Here is a 15,430-nt window from a genome sequence, read left to right as displayed (position 1 = left end):
GATAGGAGTGAACGGCATGAAGCTGGGATTTTCCATACAAAGCCCTGTGTTTCTTGGTAAAACGAGCAGGGAGACCACCAATGATTTGATTGCACATTACGACAAGGTAGAACAACTGCTGGACGCGCTCAAAACTGCCGGGGTCAGTTCGATTGAAGTTCGCATTCTTCCGCGAGGGGCTGACCCCGCCTCTTATCAAGATGTTATTCAGGCGATTTGGGATGCCGGTTTATCATTATCCGTCCATGGTCATGTGGCCGGCGAACATCCGGGAAGCGGATTTGTCGAGGTCTATCCTTCAATGGCATACATTCTCAAGCATTTCCACAAGTACCAAAACGATATCAATATGACGCTCCATGCATTCGAAGCGAAAACCGGCTCCGAAGACGAGCTTCACCGCGAGACGGTCCGATTGCTTCGCAGTTGGGCGGCCATCGTCGATGCCGAGCAGCTGCCGCTTCAATTCGCACTGGAGAACAACCGGAAAAAGTCGAGCAAAGTCGACCCGGGCGACTCCATCGGCGGCGTCGTTCGGATGGTGGAGGAAACGGATCATCCGAGGGTAGGCATCTGTTTTGATATGGGCCACTACTATTCCAATTTGTTAAACGAGCACGGTATGAAACTTCCGCCCGAGCAGATCATGGAAGACCTTCCCATGGAGCGGTTTTTAAACAGAGCGTTCCATACTCATATTCACGGGCTCGGGGCGACAGGGACGCATAACCCGTTAACCTTGCCGAAGAGCTTGCCGCTTGAGCATTACGTAAATGCCTTGAAACAAGCGGGATACCGTGGCATCTACAATTTGGAACTGACGTTGGATAAATTCGACAAGGAATTGTCGTTAAGCGAGCATGTTTTGGCTTCTGTCCGGAGACTGAAGGAAGCCGTAGAGTGATGGTATGAACATACTTATCATCACAGTCGATCAGCTCAGATGGGATGCGCTCTCTTGTGCCGGAAACAAAGAGATCCGGACGCCAAACATGGATCGGCTGTGCCGGAACGGTACCCGGTTTGTGAATGCGTTTACGAATGCGCCGGCCTGTATGCCGGCCAGATCGTCCATGTTGACGGGGAGATTTCCACACGCTCACGGAGTCAGGGGGGGCGGAGTCAAGTTGTCCGAAGCCGAGATCACGTTCCCCCAAATCGTAAGCCAAAACGGCTACCATACAGCACATATCGGCAAGCTGCATGTGCAGAATCATACGTACCGCGACCATACCGTGCCACACCCGTCCTACGGTTACCGGACCTTGCAGGTGACCGATGAACGAGGAACGTACCGCGATCCCTACTTGCAGTGGGTGGAGCGGAATTATCCGGAATATGCGGAAGCGGTGCGGGTAGAACCCGGGGCGGTGCGGGTCAGCAAAGCGACTGATCAGTTGTCCGCGGTCGGCCAGTTTCCGGCCAAAGCTTCGCACAGCCGGTGGGTCAGCGAAACGTCAATCGACTTCCTACGGAAGCACGGCCAATCGCCGTTTATGCTCTGGACCAGCTTCTTTGACCCGCATTCGCCGTATACGATCCCTAACGATTTGCAGGAGCGGTACGATCCTTACGCCTTGTCCTTGCCGTTTCAATCCGGCGCAACGCCGGAGAACGAAAACGAGATCCGGCGCAAGAAGGCCAATTATTACACGTTGGTGTCGCATGTGGATGATTGTATCGGCGATGTGCTTGACTATCTGGAAGCATCCGGGTTATCCGAGACCACGGCGGTGATTTTATCCAGCGACCATGGCGATTTTGTCGGCGATTACGGCAGGTGGGGCAAGGGCAAACCCGAAGACCCGAGCGTGCGCATTCCGATGATCGTCAAGGTGCCGGGGATCGGCGGCGGGCCGGAGGAAGTCGACGATATCGTCCAACTGTTCGATATCGCGCCGACCGTATGTGACCTAACAGGCTGCATGAAGCCGGCTTCGATGCAGGCGAGGAGTTTGCTTCCCCTCATCAGGCACGGCAAAGATCCGCAGCGCGCGCCGTTTGCTTTAATCGAGTTTAATTTCGAGGTTTCACGGATCAACGCCGCCGAAGTGTTTGAGAAAACGCTGCGCAGCAGCGAGTATCGCCTGACCGTCTGGAGTGACGGCAGGGAAGGGGCGCTTTTCGATTTGCGCAAAGACCCTTATCAGCTCAACAACATATGGAATGATCCCGATTACAAGGCCACTCGCGACGAATTGATTTTACAACTGCTGTACCGACTTATTGAAACTGAAAATACGCTGCCCGCCAGAACCAATCCGTTCTAAAAAACAATCCGTTCTATAACTAATCCGTTCTAGGAACGAGTTCATTCTAAATCCGGCCGCGTACGAAGGGGTGTATTGCTTGTGAATTCGGTTGAATATTCCAAGCCGAACAGTAAATCCGTCAAATCCAAATTCAGCATGATCCGTCTGTTGAACATTTTGAAGAACATTTTAACGAATCCGCTGCATCTGATCAGTATCATTGCCTTCATATTTCTATGCTACACCATTGTTATTCCACTGTGGGAAATCATCTCCCACACGTTGACCTGGCAGCCGGAAGATGCGCGGGTAGCGCGTGGCGTAGTGCCCGGCGAGTTTACGCTGTACCATTGGTGGCACGTGCTGGTCAGCGACATCAGCCAGTCGATTTTTTACAAGCCGCTGCTGAACTCGTTTAATATCGCCGTGGCCGTTTCCTTTATGTCGATGATCCTGGGCGGAGCGTTGGCTTGGCTTGTGACCCGGACCGACATTCCGTTCAAAAAGTCGATTGCCTTCATGGCGATCATTCCTTACATGTTGCCCTCGTGGATCAAATCGTTCGCATGGCTGGTCGTGTTTAAGAACGACCGGATCGGCGGTTCGCAAGGGATGCTGCAGTATTTGTTCCATATCAATCCGCCCGACTGGATTTCATACGGCTTTTTCCCGATTACGATGAACCTGACAGCGCATTACTATACGTTTTTTTACCTGCTGATTGCAGTAGCATTAAGCTCGATCAACAGCAGTCTGGAAGAGATGGCGGACATTCTCGGCGCAAGCCGGTTGACGATTCTCCGCAAAATCACGTTCCCGCTGGTGCTGCCGGCGATTTTGTCGGCGTTTATCCTGACCTTCTCCAAGACGATGGGCACCTTCGGCGTGGCGGCGTTTCTCGGACTTCCGGTCAAATATTACACGATCGCTACAATGCTGTACGGCAGCATGAAAAACCGGCTGATCTCCGATGCCTACGTGCTCAGCTTGATTCTGATTATCATCTCTTCCGTGACGATCTATATCAACCAACGCGCCATCGGCAGACGTAAAAGTTATGCTACGATCGGGGGCAAAGATTCCCGCAAGACCTTGACCCCGCTTGGCAAATGGAAGGTTCCGGCGATCGCCGGCGTGATGCTCTTTATGATTTCGGCAGGCGTGTTCCCGCTGCTGCTGCTGCTCTGGCAATCGTTTATGCTGCATGACGGCGATTACAGCTTGGGCAATTTGACCACCCATTTCTGGGTCGGCGACTCCGACTTCAATATCAATTCGGGCGAGGTCGGCGTGCTGAAGAACGACGGTATTTTCATGGGCTTCAAAAACTCGCTGCGCATCGCGCTGATTGCCGCCGTATCCGCTTCGGTTATCGGTCTGATTCTCGGTTATGTTATCAGTAAAGCGAGAAAAACGCTGTCCGGCAAAGTGGTTGAGCAGTTGTCCTTCTTACCGTATCTGATTCCGGGCATTTCCTTCTCGGCCATCTATTTGTCGATGTTCGCCAAACCGCAGCTACTCATTCCGGCCTTATACGGAACCTTGACGATCGTCATCTTGATTACGATTGTCAAAGAGCTGCCGTTCGCCACCCGCTCGGGAACAAGCACGATGTTCCAGATCAGCGGGGAGCTGGAGGAAGCGGCCAAAATTCAAGGCGCCTCCTGGTTCCACCGGTTCCGCAAAATCATGCTTCCGCTCAGCCGCAAAGGTTTGTTCAGCAGCTTCCTGCTGCTCTTTATAAGCGCGATGAAGGAACTCGATTTGATCGTGCTGCTCGTAACGCCCAATACGGGCACATTGACGACGCTGACCTTCCGGTATGCGGAAAAAGGCTATCAGCAGTATGCCGACGCGATTATTATCTTAATTATCGCCATCATCATGATCACATACTTCTTGGCAACAAAGATAGGCAAAGCCGATCTCTCTAAAGGCATAGGAGGATAATAGGATATGAGTACAATTGAGCTGAAGAAGGTTAACAAATATTTCGACAACAACCATATACTGAAGGATCTCGATCTCTTGATCGAGGAAGGCGACTTTATGACGCTGCTGGGCCCTTCGGGCTGCGGCAAAACAACGACGCTGCGGGTCATTACCGGCCTGGAAAATCCCGAGCAAGGCATCATTACGATCGGCGGCAAAGAAATCGTCAACGGGCAGGTCAGCCATTTCACCCCGCCTTCCAAGCGCGGTCTCAATTTGGTGTTCCAGAGTTATGCGCTGTGGCCGCATATGACCGTTTTCGACAACGTTGCCTTTGGCCTGAATTTGCAGAAAACGAGTAAAGCGGAAACCAAAGAACGGGTGGAGAACGCATTGGAAAAAATGCGCATCTTTAACCTGAAGGACCGTTATCCGTCCGAATTGTCCGGCGGTCAGCAGCAGCGTGTCGCGATCGCCCGGGCGATTGTCACCGAACCGAAAATACTGCTGCTCGACGAGCCGCTTTCCAACCTGGACGCCAAGCTGCGGCTGGAGATGCGGGCCGAGCTGAAGCGGCTGCACAAGGAACTGGGGACAACGATTATTTACGTCACCCACGACCAGGTAGAGGCGCTTACGTTGTCGACGAAAATCGCCGTCTTCTTCGAAGGCAATCTGGTGCAGGTTGACACGCCGCGCAACATCTACCGTCATCCGGCGGATATCCGGGTGGCCGACTTTATCGGCAACCCGAAAATCAATTTCGTCGACGCCAAATGCCGTTATAACGCAGGCAGCATTCAGACCGAGTCGGAGCTGGGCAAGCTGGATGTTCCATGCGCTCAGCCGCCAAGTGACCAAGTGGTGCTGGCCATTTATCCGGAAGACATCGAGGTATCCAACGAACCGATTGAAGACGGGATCGTATGCAGCGTGTATTCGATTTTGCCGGCAGGCTCGGAAACGCTTGTCCAGCTGTCGGTGCAGGGAGATTTGATGATTCTGGCCAAGGTGATCGGCGAGATGGAATACACGATGGGCAAAATGGTTTGGGTGAAATTCCCCGTTTCCAAGGTGAACGTTTACGACAAAGGCACGGGCAAGCTCGTTTCCCGCGAACCGTAAGTTATGGCGCATAACATCTGGCAAATCACCCATTGGGAGCTTGTCATCCGCATGGTCGTTGCCGCCGTGCTCGGCGGCTTGATCGGCATTGAAAGGGAATGGAGCAATCATGCCGCCGGATTCCGCACGCACATTCTCGTGTGCCTTGGTTCGACGACGATCATGCTGCTGTCGATTTACGGATTCTCCGAATTCGTCAATGAAACAAACGTTCGTGTCGATCCGGCCCGTCTGGCGGCACAAGTCATCAGCGGCATCGGTTTCCTCGGAGCCGGAGCGATTCTCCGCAACGGCAACGTGATCAAAGGGCTGACGACGGCGGCGTCCGTTTGGGTTGTGGCCGCGATTGGCTTATGCGTAGGGGCCGGTTTTTTCACCGGGGCGCTCGTATGCACCCTGATGGTGCTGATTAGCTTATACCTTCTGAATAAATGGGAGAAGGTGCTGCTGAAGGACCGCAGAAACCGCGAGGTTGAAATTAAAATATTCGACCAGCCCGGCGCGCTTGGCACGATTGCCTCGATATTCGGCGAGCAGGACGTGCAAATCGCCAATCTGAAAATGATTCAGGGAGAACCGCTGAGCCAAGACGGCTGCGACACGGCGACCATGCTGATCGTTTTTGCGCTGAAGGTGACGAAACCGGAGAAGTTTACTGCGGCGCTGGAGCGGATTTCTGCGTTGGACGTGGTCATCGGCATGGAAGTGTCCGGGCTGCCCGGGTTTAAACAAAGCGGAGCCAAAGAGCGAACAGTTTTTTTATAAAAGATGAATAAATACGACGGCTTGCTTTCGCCGGATAGACCTAAAGAGATATGGAACAGGCAGGTGGAACCAGTGAACAACATACTGATTATAAGCGACCTTGACGGGACGCTGCTGAACAAATCGCACCAAATTAGTCCGGAGAACGAAGACGCCATTCGCCGGTTTACGGATATGGGCGGGCTTTTTACACTCGCCACGGGGCGCATCGAGCAATCGGTGGAGCCGTTTGTGCGCCAGCTTGGCATCGATTTGCCGCTGATTTTGTATAATGGAGCGAAAATCGTTCATCCTGCAAGCGGTAAGGTGCTTTTCGAGAAATACGTCCATATTCCGCGCAAGCTGTGGGATGACATGCTGGCATTAGTTTCCGACAATATCGCCTTGCTGTTCTATAAGGACGGCAAAGTATTCACAACCCGGCGGTGCGAGATATTGGAGCGTCATGAACGCAAGGACGGGGTGAACTGCATCCTTATAGACAAAGATGAAGTACCGTCCGAGGTCACGAAAATATTGCTCATCGGTTCTCCTCCATCGCTGCTGAAGGCATATGAAGAGTTGCTCGTGAAGCATGCGCTTCCTTGCGAAACGGTGTATTCCGAATCGAATTATTTGGAAATATTGCCGGAAGGAGTATCCAAAGGCACAACCTTGGAGGAATTGACCCGAATGCTGCAGCGGGAAACGCTGTATACGATCGCCGTCGGGGACAATTTGAACGATTTGACGATGATTCAAAGCGCCGATCGCGGTTACGCGGTGGAAAATGCCCATCCACAGCTCAAGGAAGCTGCCGACGCAATTACAGTCCATCATGAGGATCATGCCATTGCTTCCATAATCGAGCATATTTTGGAACAACGGAAGGAATTGGCCTAACTTATGCTGAAATTTAGAGATGATGGAAGTTTCACTATCGTTCAATTTACAGACATTCATTGGAAGCTGGGCGAGGAATCCGACCGGAGAACGGTGGAGTTCATGCGGTGGACGATCGCGGCCGAGCAGCCGGATCTGATTGTCGTAACCGGAGACGTCATCGATAAAAAAGGGTGTCCAGAACCGCTTTCGGCTTTTGCCGAAGCGGTTTCGGCGCTTTGCGACAGCGGCTTGCCGTGGGCTTTTGTTTTTGGCAATCACGAGCATGAATGTCCGGAGCCGATCGAACGTTTCGCCGAGATGCTGCAAAATATGCCGGGCAGCTTGTTCCGCTGCGGACCGGAGCACATCAAAGGCGTATCCAATTATATGCTGCGTATTGAAGCCAGCCGTTCCGACCAGACTGCGGCTGCGCTGTACATGCTGGATTCGGGAGCGAAGACGAGCCGGGAATTTGGCGGCACCGAGTGGCTGGATCGCAGCCAGATCGGCTGGTATGACGAGCAATCGGCTGCGCTTGCCGCGGAGAACGGGAATGAGCCGCTTCCGTCGCTCGCTTTTTTTCATATTCCGCTGCCCGAATACAACGAGGTGTGGGATTTTCACACGTGTTACGGCGAAAAAAACAAGCACATCGACAGTCCGCGCATCAACTCCGGCATGTTTGCCGTGATGGCGGAGCGAGGCGATGTGATGGGCACTTTTGTCGGCCATTGCCATCTCAATGACTTCTACGGCGATTTGCACGGCATTCGTCTTAGCTATTGCCGCTTGACCGGATTTGGCGCCAAAGGGCCGGAAGAATACGCAAGGGGGGCGAGAGTGATTCGCCTTCACGAAGGGAGGAAGGGATTCGACACTTGGCAGCGGCTCGCCGACGGCAGTACGGTAACGGATCCCCTGGCTCATCCTCCGATGTATATCGACCCATTTGGTAAACGCAATTCAAATACGCATATCGCGGAATAAAGGAGACTTATCATGAGTTTGAGTTATTTGGACGTTGCAGTGGATATTGCGCGCGAAGCGGGCAAGATGATTAAGAGCAAGCTGGACACCGATTTTGTGACGGAAGAAAAGAGCTCCAGCTTCGACGTGGTGACGGAGATCGATAAGGCTTCGGAGAAGCTGATCCGCGACCGCCTGCGTGAGGCGTTCCCCGATCATAAGTTTCTTGGCGAGGAAGAATCGTTCCAGCACGAAACGAGTTTAGCGGACCGATTGGCGGCGGCAGCCGAAGACGATTTTGTATGGATCGTCGATCCGATTGACGGGACGAGCAATTTTGTGCAGCGCATTCCGGGATTTACCGTATCGATCGCTTTAGCCTGCAAGGGCGAATTGACTGTGGGCGTCATTTATGATCCTTGCCGGGACGATATGTATTATGCGGAAAAAGGCAAAGGCGCGTTCCTGAACGGCAAGCCGATTCGTGTAGCTGAGACCGAAGGGCTTTCCCGCAGCGTGGTGTCGACCGGATTTCCGTCCGATCCGCAAATGCGCGAAGCCGTGTTTGACAGCCTGCGCGAAATCGGCTCGCAAAGCCGGACCGTCCGCGCTTTAGGTTCGGCTGCCTGCCATCTGGCATACGTTGCCGCCGGCAAACTTCACGCTTTCTGGGAGTACGGACTGAACGCCTGGGATATCGCCGCCGGCGTGCTGCTTATCCAGGAAGCGGGAGGGACGGTATCGGACGCGCAGGGCAATCCGTACAGTTTGGCGACAAGGCATATCGTCGGGAGCAATAAGGGGATTCACGAATCGCTCATTGCGGTTCTGAAGCCGCTTGGTTATTAACTGTGCAACCGCAGTGACTGGGCCCGCTTCTGCGAATCTCTAATGCACAGCACTTGCCTCTTATTTATGCTGCGCTGGCGTCGGAGGCATTTTTCCGTATAAAGGTCTTTCGCCCGCGGCTGACATCGCATATAATGGGTAAAAGCATTTACGCTGAACACAAGGAAAGGAGGCATATCGTGAACGATATATGGCATATCAGCTTATCGGGAGTCGTATTGAGGTTGCTGCTCGCCGCCGCTCTGGCCGGAGCCATCGGCTTCGAACGCGGCTGGAAGCAGCATGCCGCCGGCTTTCGGACACATATCCTCGTGGCGATAGGGACTGCCTCGCTTATGCTGCTTTCGATCTACGGATTCTCCGATCTATACCTTGATTCTTCAAATCACCCAGCGGATCCGAACGCGGAGCCTAATTTGCTGGCCGACCCGGCCCGCTTGGCTGCGCAGGTCATCAGCGGGATTGGTTTTCTTGGGGCCGGAGCGATCCTGCAGAAGAAAGAAACGGTCATCGGCTTAACGACGGCGGCATCCGTATGGATTGTGGCCGTAGTTGGGCTTTGCGTTGGCGCGGGTTTTTACTTTTGCGCGATTGTATTTACTGCGCTTGTTTTGGCCATACAGATCGGTCTCAGCAGGTTTGAAAGCTTCCTGATGGCAAGAAGAAAGCCACATAAGGAAAGTGAAGCGCATAAAGCTTAATGCCGCGGAGTGGTATAAAAGACGCGGTATATAAAGAGCTGCAGTATATAAAAAGACGAGGTTTTAGACCGGGGAACCGGCCAAAGCCTCGTCTTTTTATTATAATCATGCTAGTGGATTGATCCTGAATGAACGTTGCTTGCAGGTAGCTGACGGGCGGATACGCCTAATTTACTTTAACGGATCTCGGAGACTGTCGATTCATTGTGCATATCCCAACATGGATCATCCACCCCCCGCTAACGGATGTGAGCGCTGCAATTTAAACAATATCAGAGGTTTACAAAGTGCAGCGGACACCAGCGTCGTTATTTTGCCTATCACCGTGGTTTCCCTGGCTTTTTGAGCAAATAAGTGCGTCCCTGTCCGTAAAAAAACAAACCTCGACTTTTTTGCCCAAATAAGTGCGCTGCTGACCATTAGCGTTGGAGCCTGCCATTCGCATGCATAGTGCTGATCGTTAGCGTTGGGCCGAGACGATTCGCAGGTCAAGTGATGCTTACGGGCGAAAGCTATCCATCCCTCCACACAGGCAAAGAGCGGCTCACCGCACGAAAAAGGACCTAGCGGCGATTTTTTCCGCTAGGTTATTATTATCCGACTAGCGCTCAGCCCTTTCCGGCAGTTCTTTGGCGCATCAAGCAATGTCTAGCATAATAAGCCCCTTACGCGTTCCGAACCGTCCACAGCTCCAACTGCGGCCGTCCCAGCACGGGATGCTGTTTGCGGCTTACAGCAAACCGGCAATACGGCTCTTGCGCTCCGGAACGCGGCAGCGAGCGGGCAATCGCGGTGGCGGTGCCTCCCCCGTTCTCGGACAGCAGGTATGAAGCGTACTGCGTTAAATCAATATAATAGACCTTGCCGTTCAGCAGCGCGACGGCAGAATTGTCGTCAAGCAGCACCAAATCGGCGTCTAGAGTGCTTTCGTTAAGCGCCGAAATCTCAGATTCCGGGAGAGGAACGATGACAGCTTCGGTTTGCCCGCTCCGGTGTACATGCACGCTCCATGTCCCTTGCTCGCAGGTTATTCCCGCCCAGCTGCCGTCTTGCGCATCAAAGGCGGCAAGCCGTTCGGCTGTCTGCATAGCTTCGTCGCTCGTCCCATCCCAGCGCCACAAACGGCCGTCCCGGCCCAAAATCCACACGTCCTCTTGGCTTGCGACGAGCTTCGACGGCTCGGCGCTTAAGTTGAGGACAGCGGAATTCGAATCGCCCTGCACGTTAGCGATCCGCCGGACGGCACCGGAGGATGCGGCCCATACCCCGCCGGACGGATGAGCTGTCAGGCGTTCGACAGGAGCTTCCGCTAGCCATTTCCGGGCAGGCCATTCCTGCTCGGGTTTGCGTACGAATCGCCACAAACTGTCCAGAGCGGTATTTCCGATATGCCCGTCCCATGCCATCCATAACGATTCGTCCGCTACGGCAATCGTTTTTAACGCCGCGCCGATGTGCAAAGTCCCGATCACCGCTTCGGATTCGGGCTCCACCTCCCAGCTGTAGCCTTCTTCCGTGGTAACGATGTACCGTTCGGAGCTAAGCGGGTGGATGCCTTGGGCAATCGCCGGCTGTTCCCCAACCGAACAGACCGCGCTACGCTCAAGCAGCTTGTCTCCGCAAGACAGCTGCGCCGGTGCCGCAAGGTTCGCGGGTTCCTCTGTACCTTCCATGAGGGAATAAAGCGGCTTCCGATGACAATAGCCGCCTTCCTGTGTAACGGTTCGTTGGATATGGTCCAGCGTTAACACTTCGACGCCTTCGTCCGTGATGTCAATGATACGTGATTGCCTGTTGCCGTCGCGGGTAAATTTACTGTGGACGCCGGTCATGAAGAAATGGGTTCCGCTTCGTACGGTGTGAGAATCCGGGTGGCCATGCCCCAGGTGATAATGTGCCGAGAACCACATGACAATTTCCGGGAAGTCTGAATACAGCTGCCGCCAGCGGTAAGGATCGTGATTTTGGTCGAGGTAGGCATTGGTCGATTTGACATGAACGTAAGGCACCGTCCGTAAGCCGCAGCCGATCGGCGGAGCATGGGTGAAGAAAATGACCGGCACTCCGGGCCGTTTCTTGAGCTCATTAACGAGCCACGAAAACTGCTGCTCCGTTGCATAACATTCTTGCACTTGATAGCAAGAATCGGCGGGTTGCGGTTCCGTTGAGGCAAAAAACAGCCGAAAATGCTCGTATTCCAGGACGCCGTAAGGGTGCTCCAGCTGAAATAACTTGACAAGCTCGCGTTCCATCGTGCCTTTGGGCTGCGGACCTGTGCCGGATTCGCGCTGTAAATCGTGATTGCCGAGGATCGGGCGCATCGATGCAGGAATAGAATCGAGAAAACGCTTAACCTCGTGCATGCCCTCAATACCCCCGGTCAGCGGTTTACTGCCGAAGTCACCCAGCGGTACGACAAGATCCGGCTTACAGTGGGCGATATCTTCCATCGCGTTAGCCGTCATTGCATCATCGTCCTGGTCTAGGTGAAAATCGCCGATCACAACAATTCTCATGGGGTTTCTCTCCCTTGCGTATTCAGTTTTATAATGCAGATTAGCAATAAATCGAGAGGCCGTCAAGTACAAAAAGCGGCGAAAATCGTCCCTCTGACGAACTGCTTTTACATAGCAATCGGAATCCCGCGCGAGAGGATGTTAACGAAGGAATTTCAATGTTTGACAAATGAAACCGCTTCATTTAGAATATTGGTAACGTTACCGGAGAATTTTTTCGAATTTACCAATCAATTAAGGGTAAGCGGTTACCTTTTTGTGTTATGATGAACAGGAATGGGCTGTCAAAGGGATGGCCGTCCATATACATAACGTCTCCGTCGGTTTGAGAAACGGGGGCAGAGACTTAGGGGAGGAAGAAAACATATGGCACTTGTATCGATGAAAGAGATGCTGCTGCAAGCATTGGAAGGACGGTACGCGGTTGGTCAGTTTAATTTGAATAACCTGGAGTTTACGCAGGCTATTCTGCAAGCGGCCAAGGAGGAGCGTTCTCCGGTGATTTTGGGAGTCAGCGAGGCTTATATTCCGTACATGGGCGGTTTGCCGACCATCGCGGGCATGGTGAAATCGCTAATCGATTATTATGAGGTTCAAGTGCCTGTGGCGCTGCATCTGGATCATGGATCGTCTTTTGACGTGTGCGTGAAAGCCATTCATGCCGGCTTTACATCGGTGATGATGGATGCTTCGCATCACCCGCTGGAGGAGAATATCGAGCTGACGCGGCGCATCACGGAGATTGCGCATGTACTCGGCGTTACGGTGGAAGCCGAGCTGGGCCGTATCACTGGACGCGAAGACGATCTGGTTGTCGATGAGGCTGAAGCGATGTATGCAGTGCCGGAAGATTGCGCGCGGCTTGTGCAAGAAACGGGAATCGACTGTCTGGCGCCGGCGCTAGGTTCCGTGCATGGACCTTACCGCGGTCAGCCGAAGCTTGGTTTTGCCCAGATGGAGAAAATCCAGCAGCTGACGGGACTGCCGCTTGTGCTTCATGGAGGCAGCGGATTGCCGGACGATGAGATTAGCCGGGCCATTTCGCTGGGCACATGCAAAATCAACGTAAATACAGACAATCAGATGATTTGCACAGCAACCGTCCGCAAGCTGCTGACCGAGAACGAAGCGATGTACGATGTGCGTCATTATTTGGGACCGGGCCGAGACGCCGTTAAATCCGCCGTTGCCGCCAAAATGCGCCAATTCGGCTGCGCAGGGAAAGCTTAAGCGAACCCGCTTGCCGTATCTTTCTTTCCGATCACCATACCTTGCATGCCGCAGGGGTTAAGAGGTACAGGGATGAAAATAACCATTTACGATGTAGCCAAAGAAGCCGGCGTGTCGATCGCCACAGTCTCCAAAGTGATTAACGGCAAAGGAAAAATCAGCCAAGCGAGACGAGCGGAGATCATGAGGGTCATAGAACGGCTGAAATATCAGCCTAGTGTGATCGCCGCCGCCTTAACGAACAAAAAAACGTTTACGCTGGGACTGCTTATACCGGATATTTCAAATCCGTTTTTTGGCGAAATCGCCAGAGCGGTGGAGGATCAAGGACAACGGCACGGATACAGCGTAGTGATATGCAGCACGGATAATCAAGACGAACGTGCCCAGCGTTATATTTCATTATTGTATCAAAAAAGTGTGGACGGGCTTATTATCGGCACCGGCATTGAAGATAAGGATATTTTGCGGAGACTTGCGGAAAAATCGTTTCCCGTCGCATTAATTGCCCGGGAAATGCCCGCGCTTTCCGTTCCGACTGTTCTGGTCGACGATTTTATCGGAGGTTTCCTGGCGGCCACCCATCTGCTTAAACTAGGACATTCCCGCTTTGGCGTCTTGGCGGAAAATATGAAGGTTCCGAGCAGCAGAGAACGGGTGAGAGGGTTTAAAAGGGCGGTTGAAGATGCCGGCCTGGTCATCTTCGAAGATTGCATTCAAGCTTGCGAATACCGGATGGATGACGGGCGGGGGAAAGCGCTTGGGCTGCTCAGCTTGAAGCATCCGCCGACTGCGTTGTTCTGCTGCAGCGACCTGCTTGCAGTGGGGGCTTTACAAGCGGCGGCGCAGCTCAAGATCCATGTGCCGGATCAAGTATCTGTCATCAGTTTTGACAATACGGTGCTTGCATCGGTCATGTCTCCGGCGCTGACCGCCGTCTCCCAGCCCATCGAGCATATGGGCAAGCTTGCTGTGGATTTACTTGTCAAGGAGCTGAACAAGGAACTGCCTGTGAAACAGCGCATTGTCCTGAGTCCCGAAATTGTGATCCGCGAATCGACGGGACATCCGCCTGTTATGCGCAGGACCATATAACGGCCGATAACCTAGAAATGATGCCAGACCGCGCCAATGGAGGTGCGGTTTTTTTGCGTTTGCAAAAAAGCTTGGTTGCGGTAGGGAGGTCGCTGAAAAAGCAGCTTAAGTGAGCGAAATCATGCTGGAGAAGCGTCAGCGTTCGCTTGTGTCTCCGAATTTCACCTGCCGCAAGCAGGTACATTCAAGAAATTCAGGGACAATGGGCGATCGTAAGCATGATTCGCTTATGCAGCGTTCACTTTTTCAGTGGTCGCGGTAGGCGGGAGGCCGATGCAGCGGATCAAGAGGATGGAGCGGAACATTTTAGGGGATGATAGATGTAAATAAGTGGACCAAAGGGGGCTGGCTAAGGTGAAGTTAACGGAGACGCACCGTGATTCGGCGGCAATACAACATTATGCAGTTGCTTTTGCTCATCGTTTGCGGAACCGGATTGTCGGTATGCAGCGCCGGGTTCGTCCGTTCCAAGCTTGGTCTGCCGAGATGGCGGAGGCCAGCTTGTGCAGTGCGAATGTTGTCATGCGGATAAAACGGCAAACCGAAGAGCTCGCCGCGTGCTGCGCGCCGAGCCGTAATCAATCCAGATGAAACCGCTGAAGCTGATCCCATAAGTGTTCTTTTTGCAAAATTTCTTTTTGTTTCGGGCCGATGAGGTCGAAATGCGGGAATGGCGGGCGATGATGAATGTATTTGGGATTGAGACCGTTCTCTGTGCACCAGCGCGTCAAACGTTCGAGATCGGAGCAGCCGACCTTTGTCACCGTACGAACTCCGGGAAACCGGGGATCGAGCCAATAATGCGTCAGGTAAGCGATCTCACCGCGCAGTACCGCTTCTTTCCAGCTTGTAAGTTCTTCTCTTTTAATTCCGAATGCCATGTCTCTTTCACCAGCTTGTATAAAAGATTGTACGATAAGGTATAAAGAGGCATAGTTCGACCATCCTAAAAGAAAGGAGGTGATAAGGATGGCCAAAGACGTGCTTTGTGAAGTGAATTCTTGCAAGTATTGGGCGGCAGGAAATCAATGCAACGCTTCCTCTATTTACGTTGTGAATAACCGCGGGAAATCGGCTCATAACGCAGAGGAAACCGACTGCAAAACATTCGAATCGAAAATTTAATTTCATGTCG

General features: G+C 52.9%; 15 protein-coding genes. 13 read left to right on the top strand and 2 right to left on the bottom strand.

Annotated features, from left to right (window positions below; genetic code table 11):
* The first annotated feature begins 16 nt into the window (after positions 1-16).
* The 9 genes from EYB31_RS21890 (at position 17) to EYB31_RS21850 (ending at position 9,454) form a co-directional block, all read left to right on the top strand.
* Positions 17-904, top strand: coding sequence for a sugar phosphate isomerase/epimerase family protein (locus EYB31_RS21890; protein ID WP_131015555.1), 888 nt, complete (start codon positions 17-19; stop codon positions 902-904).
* Positions 905-908: 4 nt separating this feature from the next.
* Positions 909-2,270, top strand: a complete 1,362-nt coding sequence (locus EYB31_RS21885; RefSeq protein WP_131015554.1) for a sulfatase family protein — start codon at positions 909-911, stop codon at positions 2,268-2,270.
* Between the two features lie 81 nt (positions 2,271-2,351).
* Positions 2,352-4,202, top strand: coding sequence for an ABC transporter permease (locus tag EYB31_RS21880; protein ID WP_240762709.1), 1,851 nt, complete (start codon positions 2,352-2,354; stop codon positions 4,200-4,202).
* Positions 4,203-4,208: 6 nt separating this feature from the next.
* The gene (locus tag EYB31_RS21875; protein WP_131015553.1) at positions 4,209-5,309 is read left to right on the top strand and encodes an ABC transporter ATP-binding protein; all 1,101 of its coding nucleotides are present in this window, start codon (positions 4,209-4,211) and stop codon (positions 5,307-5,309) included.
* A 3-nt stretch (positions 5,310-5,312) separates the two neighbouring features.
* Positions 5,313-6,074: an MgtC/SapB family protein gene (locus EYB31_RS21870; RefSeq protein WP_131015552.1), complete on the top strand. Its 762-nt coding sequence runs from the start codon at positions 5,313-5,315 to the stop codon at positions 6,072-6,074.
* 3 nt (positions 6,075-6,077) lie between these two features.
* A complete protein-coding gene (locus EYB31_RS21865; RefSeq protein WP_131015551.1) occupies positions 6,078-6,956 on the top strand; it encodes a Cof-type HAD-IIB family hydrolase in 879 nt (292 codons plus the stop codon).
* 3 nt (positions 6,957-6,959) lie between these two features.
* The gene (locus tag EYB31_RS21860) at positions 6,960-7,925 is read left to right on the top strand and encodes a metallophosphoesterase family protein (RefSeq protein WP_131015550.1); all 966 of its coding nucleotides are present in this window, start codon (positions 6,960-6,962) and stop codon (positions 7,923-7,925) included.
* Between the two features lie 12 nt (positions 7,926-7,937).
* Positions 7,938-8,753: an inositol monophosphatase family protein gene (locus EYB31_RS21855; protein ID WP_240762707.1), complete on the top strand. Its 816-nt coding sequence runs from the start codon at positions 7,938-7,940 to the stop codon at positions 8,751-8,753.
* 179 nt (positions 8,754-8,932) lie between these two features.
* Entirely contained in the window at positions 8,933-9,454 is a 522-nt protein-coding gene (locus EYB31_RS21850) for an MgtC/SapB family protein (RefSeq protein WP_240762706.1), read from the top strand.
* A gap of 665 nt (positions 9,455-10,119) precedes the next feature.
* Here the strand turns inward: EYB31_RS21850 and EYB31_RS21845 are convergent.
* Complete coding sequence (locus tag EYB31_RS21845; RefSeq protein ID WP_131015548.1) at positions 10,120-11,970, bottom strand: metallophosphoesterase family protein; 1,851 nt, start codon at positions 11,968-11,970, stop codon at positions 10,120-10,122.
* Between the two features lie 366 nt (positions 11,971-12,336).
* Here EYB31_RS21845 and fba point away from each other — a divergent pair, with 366 nt between their 5' ends.
* The 3 genes from fba (at position 12,337) to EYB31_RS21830 (ending at position 14,886) form a co-directional block, all read left to right on the top strand.
* Positions 12,337-13,200 carry a class II fructose-1,6-bisphosphate aldolase gene (gene fba, locus EYB31_RS21840; protein WP_131015547.1) on the top strand — a complete coding sequence of 288 codons (864 nt, stop codon included), beginning with the start codon at positions 12,337-12,339 and terminating at the stop codon, positions 13,198-13,200.
* A 72-nt stretch (positions 13,201-13,272) separates the two neighbouring features.
* The gene (locus EYB31_RS21835) at positions 13,273-14,295 is read left to right on the top strand and encodes a LacI family DNA-binding transcriptional regulator (RefSeq protein ID WP_131015546.1); all 1,023 of its coding nucleotides are present in this window, start codon (positions 13,273-13,275) and stop codon (positions 14,293-14,295) included.
* Positions 14,296-14,649: 354 nt separating this feature from the next.
* Positions 14,650-14,886, top strand: a complete 237-nt coding sequence (locus EYB31_RS21830; protein WP_131015545.1) for a hypothetical protein — start codon at positions 14,650-14,652, stop codon at positions 14,884-14,886.
* On the opposite strand, the gene EYB31_RS21825 is transcribed toward EYB31_RS21830, so the two are convergent.
* Positions 14,874-15,176, bottom strand: a complete 303-nt coding sequence (locus EYB31_RS21825) for a hypothetical protein (RefSeq protein ID WP_131015544.1) — start codon at positions 15,174-15,176, stop codon at positions 14,874-14,876. The two genes, EYB31_RS21830 and EYB31_RS21825, sit on opposite strands and share 13 nt — an antisense overlap.
* A gap of 88 nt (positions 15,177-15,264) precedes the next feature.
* Between EYB31_RS21825 and EYB31_RS21820 the strand changes: the two genes are divergently transcribed.
* The gene (locus tag EYB31_RS21820; protein WP_131015543.1) at positions 15,265-15,420 is read left to right on the top strand and encodes a DUF1540 domain-containing protein; all 156 of its coding nucleotides are present in this window, start codon (positions 15,265-15,267) and stop codon (positions 15,418-15,420) included.
* Positions 15,421-15,430 lie beyond the last annotated feature (10 nt).

This window comes from Paenibacillus thalictri (genome assembly GCF_004307995.1).
Classification (GTDB): domain Bacteria; phylum Bacillota; class Bacilli; order Paenibacillales; family NBRC-103111; genus Paenibacillus_AF; species Paenibacillus_AF thalictri.
This window is presented reverse-complemented; position numbering and strand designations above follow the sequence as displayed.

What these genes read in the sequence shown, in the direction of transcription:
- EYB31_RS21865 (WP_131015551.1), top strand. Translation starts at nt 6,078, where the DNA reads ATGAATAAATACGACGGCTTGCTTTCGCCGGATAGACCTAAAGAGATA.
- EYB31_RS21820 (WP_131015543.1), top strand. Translation starts at nt 15,265, where the DNA reads ATGGCCAAAGACGTGCTTTGTGAAGTGAATTCTTGCAAGTATTGGGCG.
- EYB31_RS21860 (WP_131015550.1), top strand. Translation starts at nt 6,960, where the DNA reads ATGCTGAAATTTAGAGATGATGGAAGTTTCACTATCGTTCAATTTACA.
- EYB31_RS21835 (WP_131015546.1), top strand. Translation starts at nt 13,273, where the DNA reads ATGAAAATAACCATTTACGATGTAGCCAAAGAAGCCGGCGTGTCGATC.
- EYB31_RS21890 (WP_131015555.1), top strand. Translation starts at nt 17, where the DNA reads ATGAAGCTGGGATTTTCCATACAAAGCCCTGTGTTTCTTGGTAAAACG.
- fba (WP_131015547.1), top strand. Translation starts at nt 12,337, where the DNA reads ATGGCACTTGTATCGATGAAAGAGATGCTGCTGCAAGCATTGGAAGGA.
- EYB31_RS21855 (WP_240762707.1), top strand. Translation starts at nt 7,938, where the DNA reads ATGAGTTTGAGTTATTTGGACGTTGCAGTGGATATTGCGCGCGAAGCG.
- EYB31_RS21875 (WP_131015553.1), top strand. Translation starts at nt 4,209, where the DNA reads ATGAGTACAATTGAGCTGAAGAAGGTTAACAAATATTTCGACAACAAC.
- EYB31_RS21845 (WP_131015548.1), bottom strand. Translation starts at nt 11,970, where the DNA reads ATGAGAATTGTTGTGATCGGCGATTTTCACCTAGACCAGGACGATGAT.
- EYB31_RS21870 (WP_131015552.1), top strand. Translation starts at nt 5,313, where the DNA reads ATGGCGCATAACATCTGGCAAATCACCCATTGGGAGCTTGTCATCCGC.
- EYB31_RS21825 (WP_131015544.1), bottom strand. Translation starts at nt 15,176, where the DNA reads ATGGCATTCGGAATTAAAAGAGAAGAACTTACAAGCTGGAAAGAAGCG.
- EYB31_RS21885 (WP_131015554.1), top strand. Translation starts at nt 909, where the DNA reads ATGAACATACTTATCATCACAGTCGATCAGCTCAGATGGGATGCGCTC.